The sequence below is a fragment of the Rhizobium sp. SAFR-030 genome (genome assembly GCF_059415005.1).
In genome coordinates, this window is the sequence record NZ_JBPFDO010000001.1 from 142,979 (window position 1) to 156,437 (window position 13,459).

Sequence of the window (13,459 nt, forward strand, 5' to 3'; positions counted from 1 at the left end):
TGCCCGGCCGTCGAAGAGTTGTGCCGGCCGAGGCATCCGTCTCTGATGAACGGATGCTACGCCTCTTCGGACTTCGCCACGGATGACGACGGCTCCGCCTCGGCCAATGTCTCGCTGGCGCGTTTGCGCTCAACGAGTCGAGCGGCATAGATGGAAATTTCGTAGAGAAGGATGGTCGGCAGTGCAAGACCGATCTGCGACATCGGATCGGGAGGGGTCAGCACGGCTGCCACCACGAAGGCGATGACGATTGCGAACTTGCGCTTTTCGCGCAACCAGGTGCTGGTCAGCAGCCCTACGCGGGCCAGCAGCGTGGTGACCACCGGCAGCTGGAACACCAGGCCGAAGGACATCACCAGCGTCATGATCAGCGACAGGTATTCCGACACCTTCGGCATCAGCGAGATGGCGACTTCGCCATCGACGGGCGCCTGCTGCATGGCGAGGAAAAACCACATGACCATGGGCGTAAAGAAGAAATAGACGAGCGCCGCGCCCAAAAGGAAGAGGATCGGCGAGGCGATCAGGAACGGCAGGAAGGCCGCCCGCTCGTTCTTGTAGAGCCCCGGCGCAACGAACTTGTAGAGCTGCGAGGCGATGATCGGAAAGGCGATGACCAGCGCACCGAACATGGCCACCTTCACCTGCGTGAAGAAGAATTCCTGCGGCGCGGTATAGATCAGCTCGGACTTGCTGATATCGAGGCCCGCCCACAGGACCGCCCACTTGTAGGGCACGACCAGCACGTTGAAGAGCTGCTTGGCAAAGAAGAAGCAGACCAGGAAGGCCAGGAAGAAGGAGGCAAGCGACCAGATCAGCCGCGTGCGCAGTTCCATCAGATGCTCGATGAGCGGCTGTGGCTTGTCTTCGATATTGCCGGTCATGCATCATCCATGGGGGTTACGGGCTTCTTGCGGGCGCGCGCGACCGGCTTCTTGCTCGCCGGCGGTTCGGCTGCTGCCGCCGCGTCGAGCGCCTTGGCGGTACGGCTACGGCGTGCCGCAGGCGCAGCCGCCGGAAGTTCGGTCGCCGCGAGCGTCACGACCGCTGCCTTGCGCGGCGCACGAGCCGGTTTCTTCGGCAGCGCCGCCGGATCGCCAGCCTGCGCGACAGGGCCTGGAGGCGCAGCAGTCGCGCCAGCCGCCGGTGAAGTTGCTGCCGGTGCGCCGGGTGCCGGTGTGGCAAGCGGCGTGGGCGAAACCGGATCGGTGGCCGACACGGCAGACGCGTCCGATACCGGCTCGGCCAGCGGATCGCCCTGCTGAGGCTTGTTGCCGATCTCGCTCAGGGGCGGCATGGCCGTCGCCTTCTGCAGGTCGTTACGGATCTCGTTGCCCATGTCGCGCAGCGGATTGATCGCCTCGCGCAGCGCATTGGCCGGATTGAACCGCTGCGCATCCGAGATCGTCTGGCGAACGTCATCCATGTCCGCCTCGCGCAGCGCCTGGTCGAACTGCGTCCGGAAGTCGCCCGCCATCTTCCGCAGATTGGTGGTCATCTTGCCGAATGCCCGAAGCATCGGCGGCAGATCCTTCGGCCCGACGACGACGATCAATACGATCGCGATGACTAAGAGTTCGGTCCAGCCGATATCCAACATACGCTACGCTCCTGAGGGGACGCGCCGCGAGGGCGCGGCACCGGATGCTTACTTCGTCTCTTCCGGCTTGTGATCGACGGTCTTGCCCGTCGCCGTCGTCGTCGTCGTGGTGCTGTCCGGATTGTCGTCGTCGGCCATGCCCCGCTTGAAGCTCTTGATGCCCTTTGCCATGTCGCCCATGAGCTCGGGGATCTTGCCGCGTCCGAAGAAGATGAGCACGATGACCAGAACGATCAGCCAGTGCCACACACTAAAAGAACCCATGACTCCACTCCATGATTTCGCGTTGCGTCCGATGTAAGCCGTTTGCGGACTTTTTCAAACAGCAAAATGTCGTTCGTCCCGCCGATGACAGTAACATCCACGAGACATTCGCGGCACCGCATGGGTCTGCGGCTTGCCTCCGGGATTTTCGACTGGATTGAACTTCGATTGTCCTCGCCGCATGCGACAAGAAGACGCCTATTCGTCGCCGCCACCCGGCGTCAGCAGGCCGAGTTCCTCGAGATCCAGCTGGGTGATCGGATCTTCGTCTTCCGACAGTTCGTCGGCCATCAGCGGAATCGGAATGCGAAAATCGGACGGAATGCGGCCGGACAGCAGCCCTGCCCCCTTGAGCTCCTCAAGACCCGGCAGGTCGCGCAGCTCCTCCAGGCCGAAGTGATCAAGGAAGCGCGGCGTCGTTCCGAGCGTCACCGGACGGCCGGGCGTCCGGCGACGTCCCCGGAAGCGGACCCAGCCCGCCTCCATCAGCACGTCGAGCGTTCCGCGCGAGGTCTGGACGCCGCGGATCTCCTCGATCTCGGCGCGCGTCACCGGCTGGTGATAGGCGATGATCGAAAGCACTTCCAGCGCCGCCCGCGACAGCTTGCGCTGCTCGCTATCATCGTGGCGAATGACGAAGGATAGGTCGGCGGCGGTCCGGAAGGCCCAGCGGTCCTCCACCCGGACGAGATTGACGCCGCGGCCTGCGTAAAGATCGACGAGCTTCGACATCAGCCGGCGCACATCCGTGCCGCGCGGCAGGCGTTCGGCGAGATAGGCCTCCGACACCGGTTCGGCGGCGGCAAATACCAGCGCCTCGGCGGTCCGTTCGGCTTCCAGTTCGAGAACGGTCGCCATCGACTCAGCTCCGTTCACCTCGTCCCGATCGCCCCGGGTGTCGTCTCCGGAGATGTCTGCCGCCGTCATTGCTCGTCCCTCGGGCCGGTCGGGCGGCCCTCGGAGCGACGCATATAGAGCGGCTGGAAGACGCCGTCCTGGCGCATTTCGAGCCGGCCTTCGCGCACGAGTTCGAGGGAGGCCGCAAAGGCGCTGGCGGTCGCCGTTACCCGTTCGGCGGGCGGCAGATAATCGAGCAGGTAATGCTGCAGCGCGGTCCAGTCGCCGATCTCGCCAAGCATCGCGGTCAGCATCTGGCGCGCCTCGACGAGCGACCAGACCTTGCGGCGCTCGATCGTCACATGCGTGACCGCCTGGCGCTGGCGCAGGTTGGCATAGGCGTTGAGCAGATCGTAGAGGTTCGCCTCGAACGGCGCGCCGCTGCGTTCCGGAATATGTTCCGGCGCGCCGCGGGCAAAAACGTCGCGACCGAGCCGGTTGCGGTTGACGAGCCGGGTCGCCGCCTCGCGCATCGCTTCCAGCCGCTTCAACCGGAAGGCAAGCGTTGCCGCCAGCTCCTCGCCGGATGGTCCGTCCTCCTGACGCACCTGCTGGGGTATCAGCAGCTTGGACTTGAGGTAGGCAAGCCACGCCGCCATCACCAGGTAATCGGCGGCAAGTTCGATGCGCACGCGCCGGGCGCTATCGACGAACTGCAGGTACTGCTCGGCAAGCGCCAGTACCGAAATGCGGGCCAGGTCTACCTTCTGGGTGCGGGCAAGATGCAGCAGCAGGTCGAGCGGGCCTTCGAAACCGCCGACGTCGATGACCAGCGCCGGCTCGGTGACGCCGCGCGCTTCGCTATCCTGCCAGAGCCTGTCCATCGGAATGGCAGGTTTGGATGTATCAACGGCCATGCCCTGCCCCTGTCCGCGATCACCCTCGGCGCGCCGTCTCAGACGGAGCCCAGCAAGGACCAGAATTCGCTGCGTGCCGCCTCTTCCGAAGTGTCGTCCGGTGCGGGGAATGCCGCTTCGACCGCTTTCACGCGCCGCAGCCGCTCCCCGTCGAGGACGGGCACCTCAGCGACAACCTGCTTCATTTCCTCCATCACGCCGTTGCAATGCAAGACAATATCGCAACCTCCGGCGACAATATCGGCGGCGCGTTCACCAAGCGTGCCCTTCAGAGCGTTCATCGAGCTGTCGTCGGACAGCAGCAACCCGTCGAAGCCGATCCTTCCGCGGATGATCTCGTCGATGACCGTCCTGGAGGTGGTGGCCGGCCGCTCCGCGTCGATGGCGGTGAAGACGATATGGGCGCTCATTGCCATCACCTCGTCCTTCATGGCGCGGAACGGCGCGAAGTCATGAGCATCCAGTTCTTCGACGGAAGCAGTGACGACCGGCAGGTCGTGATGCGAATCGACCGTCGCCCGGCCGTGGCCCGGCATGTGCTTCATCACCGGCAGCATGCCGCCCGCCTTAAGGCCAGCAGCTGCCGCCCGTCCCATCGCCGTCACCAGCCGCGGATCGCTGCCATAGGCGCGGTTGCCGATCGCCGGCGTCGCACCCTCCACCAGCACGTCAAGCACCGGCAGGCAATCGACGTTGATGCCGAGCCGCGTCAGATCGAACGCATGCAACCGCGACATCAGCCAGGCGGCGCGCAACCCCTGCTCCGGGTCGGCCACGAACAGTGCGCCGAGTTCGGCGGCAGCCGGATACTTTTCCACAATCGGCGGCCGGATACGTTGAACCCTGCCGCCTTCCTGGTCGATGAGCACCGGCGCATCCGGCCGGCCGACGGTGTCGCGCATCGAAGCGACGAGATCGCGGATCTGCTGCGGCTCACCGAGATTGCGGGCAAACAGGATGAAGCCCCATGGCTGTTCGTCGCGATAAAGAGCCACTTCGTCAGTGGTCAGCGCCTGGCCTGCGCAGCCGAGGATCATTGCCTTGGTCCGGGTCATGTTGAAGAAATTCCCCCTGCATTCTGTAGGGCTGCAGCAGGCGCTGCGGCCGATACGAAAAACGGGGCACAAAGGCCCCGTTCCATTCGAAAAGCGTCGTCAATCCTCAGCGGGCGATCAGGCAGGTGCCACCGGCCGAGCGGTACTTCTCGCACATCGCCGCGGCCTCGTCCTTGGATCCGGCCGGGATGCGGACGCGGTAGAAGGTGCCCTTGCCGGCAACGTCGGCCCTGGCGATATCGACGCCGCGTCCACCGATGACGCCGGAGAACTTCGACGACAGGTTGCGGTACGACTTCTGCGCATCGGCTTCCGAGGGAAGCGAGGCGATCTGAATGAAGTAGCCACCGGCCGCGCTGCTTGCGGCAGGCTTCTGCGGCTGGAGCGATGCCGTCTGCACGGCTGCCGGAGCTGCTGCTGCCGGGGCAAGCGGCGCCTGCGCCGTCGGACGCGTGCCGTTCTGGACATTGCCCTGTTCGCTGACGGCGGCAACCACACGGACCGGCTGTTCGGCCGGCCGGGCGCTTGGCACGGGCGTGCCCTTCGGCGTCGTCGTGCCGGCGGTCACTGCAGGCGCTGCGGCGCCGGTCAGCGCCGTCGTCTTCGCCACGTTGACATCCGACAGCTGGGTGGCCGGATGATCGCTGACGGTGGCAATCTGCGAAGTGCTTGCGGTCTGCATCGGCTCGGCGAGTGTCGGAGCCGCCGGTATCTTTTCGGCACGCACGGCGGCCGTCGCGGCGGTTGCAGCCGGAACCTCGGTTACCTGCTCGACAAGCGTGCCATCCGGACGGACGATCATCGTCTTGACGCGGCGCGGCATGACGGCGAGCTGATCATGCTCGCCCGGCTTTCCGGATGCTTCCACCTGGTCCGGCATCAGGCGTGGATCCTGCGTGTCCGCCACCTGCGTCACGCCCTCGCCTGCTTCGTCTTCGCCTTCCAGCGAGAAGCTTTCCGGCACCAGCGTCTTCTGCACGACGTCGACCGGCTGTTCATCGGAAGAAATCAGCGCCGCCTGCTTCGGATCGCCCAGCGATCCGCTGGCGACACGGTCGTAGACCGCCTTGTCCTGGTTGGGTACAGTCTTGCCACCCGGGTTTTCCGGCACGACCTTGATCGGATCGGTATCGGCAGCGATGACCACCGGAGCACCGTCGCCACCAAGGCGACCGCCCTCGCTCGCATACCAGGCGTAGAAGGACAGGCCGGCAATACCAACGAAGCCGGCGACCGACAGCGGCATCATCCAGGAGCCCAACGAGCGGCGCGGCGCGGCGTAAGCGTCGTCGGTCTCGACCTGCTCGTCGAGCGTCTTGCGCATCAGCGGCGTCGACAGGCTACGTCGGAAATCTTCCTCCAGCGCCCGTTCGAACTCGTCCAGACCATCATTGAACGACTTGGTTTCCGTCACCGCCGGCTGTGCCGTGGCGCGCGCCGGCTGCGTCGTCGGTGCCGAGGCAGCCGTGGCGGCTGGAAGTGCCGTCTCGAGGAAGCTCGCGAGTTCCGCGTCGAGGTCGAGGTCGTAGTCGTGCTGCGGCGCGACCGGCTGCTCGGGCTCGTGCACCGGGATTTCCGGAACGTTGAGATCGGCAACCGCTTCCGGCATATCCTCGGCTTCCGCCAGCAGCGCCGGGTCGAAGGCATCGCTGTCCAGAGCGAAAGGATCGGGAACCACCTGGTGCTCGGCTATTGCAGCAGCAGCGACCGGAGCCGGTGCGACGGCGACTGGCGCGGCAGACCGCGCGGTGGCGAGGAACGGCGGAACCGACGGGCTGACCGAGGCGGCGACCGGGGCCGGCTCTTCGACCGCGACCGAAGGAGCAGTCACGGGCTCGGTCACGTAAGACGGCTCGACCGCGCGGGGTGCCGGATGGACCACCGGAGAGGCGACCATCGGCTCGTCTACCATCAAGTCGGAGAAATCGAGTTCCAGATCGTCCAGGGCAAGCTCGAATTCGTCATCCGCCAGATCGGCGGCGACAGGCTGCGGAGCCATTGCTGCGACTGGCGCTGCGACCGGTGCTGCGACAGGCATTGGCGCAGTCATGACGTCGGACCGATTGCCGATAACAGGCGCCGACATCGTCGCCGGCTTCTGCGATACGCTGTAGTGGTCGACGTCGTAGGCGGGCTCCGGCTGTGCCGAGAAGGTGGCCTGGTCCGGAGCGGCTTCTTCAGATCTCGCGGCAACGGGCACCATGGGCGCCACCGGTTCGCGACGCTCATTGATAGGCTGCACGACCGGCGCCGGCTGATCGACACTCAGCTCGGCTTCCATCGCCGCACCGAGATCGAAATCGTTCTCCCACGTATCCGCCGACAGCGGCGGCGCCTGGATGGCGGCCGGAACCGGCTCCACCATCGGGCCGAGCGACTGGACGGACGAAGCGAGCTGGGCTGCAAGCGCCGGTGATTCGGGCATGATCGACGGGGCGGCAGACGCCGCGGATGCGGTCATGCCGGGCTCGACCCGCGTCTGGGCGAGGTTGAAGTTGGCGATCGGCATCCGGAAGCCGGGCTCGTAGGCGCGCGCCGGAGGACGACCCGACTTGGGTGCCGGCGCGACGGCGGGAGCGGCAATCGAGCCTTCGAGTTCGGAGATCAGGTCCACGTCGAAGCCACCGCGCGGTGCAGCGACAGCAACCGGCATCGGCTGGCGGTCAGCCGACAGGCTCGACAGATCGCTATAGTCGGGCTGGACGGCAGCCTGCGTCACCGGCGTTGCCGGGCGTGCCGTGAACAGCGGTTCCGAGCGGGGAGCGGCCGGCTCGTCGTCGGCAAAGGGATCACGTTCCACAGGCGGCGCGACAGGTGCAGCACGGGCAGCAACAGGCGCCGGCGGAGCGACGGGCAACAGCGGAGCAACGGGAATGTCGGCAACCGGATCGAGGTGCGGCGAATCGAAGTGCTCCAGCTCGTGCAGCAGTTCATCTTCCAGATTGAAGGCCGGCTCTCGCCGCGCAGGTGCGGCGTCATACGGCCGGTTCCCCGGCCGCTCCTCGAAGCCCGCAATGCGTGCCAGTTCCGCCAACGGATCGTCGTCGGCGAAGAAATCCGGTCCGCTGTTGCGGCCAAGTGCAACGCTGTTGTCTGCCATACCCTCGTCCACTTACCTACGCTAACACAGTCATTGCCAGCGCATTATGGGTAAATGGTGGCGCTTTTACCGCATCTCGTCCGGAGCTGCTGTGCCAGTTATGGCCAATCCGGATTTCAAAACAGACGCGACGGCGCGCACCAGCCCAAGCCTGGCGATACTGGATTTTCGGTCGTTATCCTTAACAAACCGTAAGTCAGGGTTGTCTTTGCCCTTATTCCAGTGCGCATGGAAGGAGCTTGCCAGATCATAGAGGTAAAAAGCAAGCCGGTGTGGCTCCTGAGACAGTGCCGCGGCCTCGATCAGGCGCGGATACTCGGCAAGCTTCGCCACCAGCTGGATTTCGGTGGGGTCGATGATGTCGCCGGCCGCCGCCGCCAGGTCGAGTGATTCGATGTCGAGGTCCGGAAACGCCTCCTTCGCCTGCCGGAAAACCGACATGCAGCGGGCATGCGCGTACTGCACGTAGAAGACCGGATTGTCCTTCGACTGCTCCGTCACCTTGGCGAAGTCGAAGTCCAGCGGCTCCGAGCTCTTCCGGTACAGCATCATGAAGCGGACCGAATCGCGGCCGACCTCTTCCACCACGTCGCGCAGCGTGACGAAGTCGCCCGAGCGCTTCGACATCTTCACGGGCTCGCCGTTGCGGTAGAGCTTGACCAGCTGGCAGAGCAGCACCGTCAGCTTCGCAGCGCCTCCGGACACAGCGCGCGCCACCGCTTCCAGCCGCTTGACGTAACCGCCATGATCGGCCCCGAGCACGTAGATCATCTCGTCATAGCCGCGGTCGAACTTGTCCTTGAAGTAGGCGACGTCGGCGGCGAAGTAGGTGTAGCTTCCGTCGGACTTGATCAGCGGCCGGTCGATGTCATCGCCGACATCGGTCGAACGGAACAGCGTCTGCTCGCGGTCTTCCCAATCCTCGGGCAGCTGGCCCTTCGGCGGCGGAAGCGTGCCGCGGTAGACGTGTCCCTTGAATGTCAGGTCGTTGATGGCCTGGCGGATACGGGCAGCGCCATCGGCATGCAGCGTGCGCTCCGAGAAGAACACGTCGTGGTGGACGTTCAATGCCTCGAGATCCTCGCGGATCATCGCCATCATGGCGTCGATGGCGCGTTCCTTGACCAGCGGCATCCACTCGTCCACCGGCTTGTTGTGCAGCCGCGTGCCGAATTCCTTGGCCAGCGCCTGGCCGACCGGCACGAGATAGTCGCCCGGGTAGAGGCCGGCCGGGATCTCGCCGATGTTTTCGCCGAGCGCCTCGCGGTAGCGCAGAAACACCGAACGCGCCAGCACGTCGATCTGGCTGCCGGCATCGTTGATGTAGTATTCCTTGGTCACCTCATAGCCGGCAAAGCCCATGAGGTTCGCCAGTGCATCGCCGACGACCGCACCGCGGCAATGGCCGACATGCATCGGGCCGGTCGGGTTGGCCGAGACGAACTCGACATTGACCTTCCTGCCCTGCCCGACGCCCGAGCGGCCATAGGCCGTGCCCTCGCGAATCACGGTGGCCAGCAGCCGCTGCCAGTAGGCAACCGACAGGCGGATGTTGATGAAGCCGGGACCGGCGACGGTGACCTCGACGATGTCGTCGTCTTCCTCAAGCCGAGCGGCGATGATATCGGCCAGCGCCCGCGGATTCGTGCCGAGCGGCTTTGCCAGCACCATCGCGGCATTGGTTGCCACGTCGCCGTGCGACGGATCGCGCGGCGGCTCGATCGTCAACCGGCCGAAATCGACGCTGTCACGCTTTTCCTTCACGATATCAAGTGTTTCGAGAGCGGCTTTGATCCGGACTTCGAAATCGGCAAAGAGGTTCATGTGGTGCATCCGGGCAAACGACGGCGCGTGCGTCCGTCAGTCAAGGTTCGGTTGGTGGGGTGCCTAGCCCAAATCCGGGGTATGGTCAAACATTCGCCGGTGCGCCTTCACCGCATAGGTGTCGGTCATGCCGGCCAGGTAATCGCCGACGTGGCGGGCCTTCGCCGCCTCGCTAAGGCCGGCCATGTGGCTCACCCAGTAGTGGCTCTGCATCTGCGACGGATCGGCCATGTAGGCGCCGAACAGGTCGGTGACGATCTGCGCCGCTCCGGCCCGGATATGCATGATGTCGGGGTGCCGATAGATACGCGAGAACAGCAGCTTCTTGATCGCCCGGTCGGTCTCCTGCATCTCCGGCGAGAAAGTCGCGATGACGCAGTCATGGCCGCGGATATCGTTGGCGCTCTGCGGCCGCAGCGTCGACAGCCGCTCCTGCGCCACGCCGATGACGTCCTCCACCATGTGGGTGATCTGACGGCGCATGATCTCGTTGGCGAAGCGCGCGGGCTCCAGATGCGGATATCTGAGGCGCACCTCGGCCATCATCGAGGCGAGAAAGGGAATGTCCTCCAGCATATCGAAGGTAAGGTATCCGGAGCGCAGCCCGTCGTCGATGTCGTGCGTGTTGTAGGCGATGTCGTCGGCGATCGCCGCGACCTGCGCCTCAAGACTTGCATAGCTCGACAGTTCCAAGTCGTTGATCTCGCAGTAGTCGAGGATCGGCTGCGGCACTGGACCGTGGGTGCCGATGCCGTTCTTATCCATCAGCGGTCCGTTGTGCTTGACCAGACCTTCCAGGCTCTCCCAGGTCAGGTTGATGCCGTCGAACTCGGCGTAACGGCGCTCGAGCTTGGTAACAATGCGCAGCGACTGGGCGTTGTGGTCGAAGCCGCCATAGGCCCCCAGGCATTCATGCAGCGCGTCCTCGCCGGTATGGCCAAACGGCGTATGGCCGAAATCGTGGACGAGCGCGACACCCTCTGCAAGATCCTCGTCGACCTTCAGCGCCCGGGCCAGGGCTCGGGCGATCTGCGCCACCTCGATCGTATGGGTCAGCCGGGTGCGGTAGTGGTCGCCGTCGACGCCGATGAACACCTGCGTCTTGTGCTTCAGACGCCGGAAGGCCGTCGTGTGGACGATGCGGTCGCGGTCGCGCTGGAACTCGGAGCGGGTCAGCGACGATGGCTCGGGCACCAGCCTGCCGCGCGATGCCCAGGCGTCGGCCGCATAGACGGACTTTTCGCCGGAGCCGAAGCCAAGACTGCGAGTATCGATCGACATGCTCTATTCCGTTTTCGACGCATGGAAGGTCAGGTGCGCAGCGAAGCACCATTGACGCTTGATTTAAGCCTTCATACCTATAGAGCAACACGGCGCATAGCCGGTTGCGCAATCTCCGGGCCTTGAACCCGGCAGGAAGGCAAAAGCGATGACTGATATCAATGTAACCCTCTCCGATGCAGCTGCCCGGCGGATCGCCGAAATCGTCAGCGCCGATACCGGCAAGCAGGCTCTGCGCGTCTCCGTCGAAGGCGGCGGCTGTTCCGGCTTTTCCTACAAGTTCGACCTCGTCGACGATGCGGATGCCGACGACGTGGTGATCGCCAAGGGTGAGGCCAAGGTGCTGATCGACAGCCTGTCGCTCGTCTACATGGCAGGCTCGGAGATCGACTTCGTCGACAACCTGCTCGGCCAGTCGTTCCAGATCAAGAACCCCAACGCTGTCGCCAGCTGCGGTTGCGGCACCAGCTTCTCCATCTGACGGCTTCCTCGGCCTGACTGACCCGCCCCGACCCGCGTCCGGAGCATCGCTTCAACTTGCGTGGATGACGGCAGTTGCCGCTTTCAATGCCTGCCCCATCGGCTAAAAGAGGCGGACAGCGCAAGGACCGGAAGTCATGAAGATCGCCACCTGGAACATCAACGGCGTCAAGGCACGCATCGACAGCCTGCGGCAGTGGCTGAGCGATTTCAGCCCGGACATCGTCTGCCTGCAGGAGATCAAGTCGGTTGACGAAGGCTTTCCGCGGCTGGAGATCGAGGCGCTCGGTTATAATGTCGAGACGCATGGCCAGAAGGGCTTCAACGGCGTCGCCATCCTCTCGAAGCTGAAGCCCGAGGATGTCCTGCGCGGCCTTCCGGGCGACGATACGGACGAGCAGTCGCGCTACATCGAGGCCGTGTTTTCGATCCCATCCGGCGTGCTGCGCGTCGCGTCCATCTACCTGCCGAACGGCAACCCTTCCGACGACCCGGTCAAATACCCTTATAAACTCGCCTGGATGGATCGGCTCGCCCGCCACGCACAGGCACGCCTGCTGCTGGAGGAGCCGCTGGTGCTGGCCGGCGACTACAACGTCATTCCCGAGCCGCACGACTGTTTCGATCCCGCCGCCTGGGTGAACGACGCGCTGTTCCTGCCGCAGACGCGCGCCGCCTTCCGCCGGCTGGAGAACCTCGGCTTCACCGATGCCGTCCGCGCCACGAGCGACCAGACGAAACTCTATACGTTCTGGGATTATCAGGCCGGCGCCTGGCAGAAGAACAACGGCATCCGCATCGATCATCTGATGCTGTCGCCGGAAGCGGCCGATCGCCTGGTTGCAACGTCGATCGCAAAACAGGTGCGGGCCTGGGAAAAGCCGTCGGATCACGTGCCGGTGGTCGGCACCTTCGACTTCGCCAGCCGGCTCTAGCCTCAGTCAAGCAAGCTTTGATCCGACAGGAAACGTCGTTCAGTCGGCGTCGTCGCCCTGGCCGAACTGCTGCGCCAGCGCCACGGCGCTGCGGCGATCCTGCTCGTTGGACAGCGAGAAGGCGTCCTCCTGCAGCTCTTCCATCCACGGGCAGTCCTTCTTGTTGCAGCGGTCCAGCGCTGCCGTCAGGAAGGCAAGACCGCGGACGGTTTGCCCCTCCTGGAACAGCACGTCGCCGAACACCGCCATGGCACCGGCGTGGCCGGCCTTGCGGGCCTGGTTCAGCCATTTCTTCGCCTGCTGCACATTGGCAGAGCCTCCCTCGCCCATCAGCATCATGCGGGCCAGCTGGAACTGCGCCTCCGACACGCCGAATGTCGATGCGACCTGGAAGTAGATCTGCCGGGCCTGGCCCAGATCGGCCTTGACCGGGGTATTGGCGATCCCGTTGCGGTAGTAGTCGGCGAGCGCCAGCAGCGCGTTGACGAAGAAGCCGGTGTCTTCCGAACCCGGCTCGACGCCCTGGTTGGCAATCTCGCTGTAGATTTTGAACGCTTCGAAATCGTTCTTCGCCACGCCGTCGCCATAGGCGTACATGTTGGCAAGCGCCCAGCGCGAACCGGTATGACCCTTTTCCGCAGCGTAGCGATAGGCTTCGACCGCGTCCTTCTTCTGACCGTTCTTGTAGGCCTTGAAGCCGAACTTGAAGAGGTCGAACGGACCGGATTCCTTCGTCACGCCCGCAGTGATGTCAAAACAATAGCCTGATTGCGCGACCAGCATCCCGGGCAGGAAGCCGAGTGTCAGGAGCCCGACAGTGAGCATGTTGAGGCGAGGCATGTTTAGACTTCCTTAACCATGCCGGTGCTTGATGCGGGACGGGTGTTCGCTACGGTCGCTGTCGCCGCGGCCCGTAGGGCCAGCTCGCCAGAGCCTTGATAAGAGGTCATGTACGTACTCCGAACACACATTCGATCGCGCTTGCCAGACAACCGGCTGGGCGGAACTGCGACGATCGGCGACCGATCGCAGCCTCACGATAGAACGTGTTTCCGGCAAGACTACGGTCCCGCTCTGCAATGTGCGGTCGCGACGCGCGACGGGCATCGACGAAAGTCGAATGTCCCCGCATCCACGGCATTTCACTGAAGAATTCGCCCATATTC

12 protein-coding genes are annotated in these 13,459 nt (G+C 64.4%); 2 read left to right on the forward strand and 10 right to left on the reverse strand.

Going from position 1 to position 13,459, the window contains the following annotated elements; all coding sequences use genetic code 11:
* Positions 1 to 56: 56 nt before the first annotated feature.
* The 9 genes from tatC to ACR65N_RS00775 all read right to left on the reverse strand — a co-directional run bounded on the left by tatC (position 57) and on the right by ACR65N_RS00775 (position 10,878).
* Complete coding sequence (tatC, locus tag ACR65N_RS00735; RefSeq protein WP_430308045.1) at positions 57 to 884, reverse strand: twin-arginine translocase subunit TatC; 828 nt, start codon at positions 882 to 884, stop codon at positions 57 to 59.
* On the reverse strand, positions 881 to 1,600 hold the full coding sequence (gene tatB / locus ACR65N_RS00740; RefSeq protein WP_440455383.1) for a Sec-independent protein translocase protein TatB: 720 nt from the start codon (positions 1,598 to 1,600) through the stop codon (positions 881 to 883). Before tatB ends, tatC begins: the two co-directional genes overlap by 4 nt.
* A 48-nt stretch (positions 1,601 to 1,648) precedes the next feature.
* On the reverse strand, positions 1,649 to 1,864 hold the full coding sequence (locus ACR65N_RS00745) for a twin-arginine translocase TatA/TatE family subunit (RefSeq protein ID WP_440455384.1): 216 nt from the start codon (positions 1,862 to 1,864) through the stop codon (positions 1,649 to 1,651).
* Positions 1,865 to 2,062: 198 nt separating this feature from the next.
* Complete coding sequence (gene scpB, locus ACR65N_RS00750; protein ID WP_440455385.1) at positions 2,063 to 2,722, reverse strand: SMC-Scp complex subunit ScpB; 660 nt, start codon at positions 2,720 to 2,722, stop codon at positions 2,063 to 2,065.
* Positions 2,723 to 2,787: 65 nt separating this feature from the next.
* Positions 2,788 to 3,618 (reverse strand): segregation and condensation protein A, encoded by an 831-nt coding sequence (locus ACR65N_RS00755; protein WP_440455386.1) that lies wholly within the window; start codon positions 3,616 to 3,618, stop codon positions 2,788 to 2,790.
* Positions 3,619 to 3,656: 38 nt separating this feature from the next.
* Positions 3,657 to 4,673, reverse strand: coding sequence for a beta-N-acetylhexosaminidase (gene nagZ / locus ACR65N_RS00760; RefSeq protein WP_440455387.1), 1,017 nt, complete (start codon positions 4,671 to 4,673; stop codon positions 3,657 to 3,659).
* A gap of 106 nt (positions 4,674 to 4,779) precedes the next feature.
* Positions 4,780 to 7,773 (reverse strand): SPOR domain-containing protein, encoded by a 2,994-nt coding sequence (locus ACR65N_RS00765; protein WP_440455388.1) that lies wholly within the window; start codon positions 7,771 to 7,773, stop codon positions 4,780 to 4,782.
* Between the two features lie 66 nt (positions 7,774 to 7,839).
* Positions 7,840 to 9,597, reverse strand: a complete 1,758-nt coding sequence (gene argS, locus ACR65N_RS00770; RefSeq protein WP_440455389.1) for an arginine--tRNA ligase — start codon at positions 9,595 to 9,597, stop codon at positions 7,840 to 7,842.
* A 63-nt stretch (positions 9,598 to 9,660) separates the two neighbouring features.
* A complete protein-coding gene (locus ACR65N_RS00775) occupies positions 9,661 to 10,878 on the reverse strand; it encodes a deoxyguanosinetriphosphate triphosphohydrolase (RefSeq protein ID WP_440455390.1) in 1,218 nt (405 codons plus the stop codon).
* A gap of 148 nt (positions 10,879 to 11,026) precedes the next feature.
* Between ACR65N_RS00775 and erpA the strand changes: the two genes are divergently transcribed.
* Both erpA and xth read left to right on the forward strand, forming a co-directional pair.
* Positions 11,027 to 11,359, forward strand: a complete 333-nt coding sequence (gene erpA / locus ACR65N_RS00780) for an iron-sulfur cluster insertion protein ErpA (RefSeq protein ID WP_430308036.1) — start codon at positions 11,027 to 11,029, stop codon at positions 11,357 to 11,359.
* 136 nt (positions 11,360 to 11,495) lie between these two features.
* Positions 11,496 to 12,293, forward strand: coding sequence for an exodeoxyribonuclease III (xth, locus tag ACR65N_RS00785; RefSeq protein WP_440455391.1), 798 nt, complete (start codon positions 11,496 to 11,498; stop codon positions 12,291 to 12,293).
* Positions 12,294 to 12,332: 39 nt separating this feature from the next.
* On the opposite strand, the gene exoR is transcribed toward xth, so the two are convergent.
* Positions 12,333 to 13,118: an exopolysaccharide production regulator ExoR gene (gene exoR, locus ACR65N_RS00790; protein ID WP_430308088.1), complete on the reverse strand. Its 786-nt coding sequence runs from the start codon at positions 13,116 to 13,118 to the stop codon at positions 12,333 to 12,335.
* Positions 13,119 to 13,459: the final 341 nt, after the last annotated feature.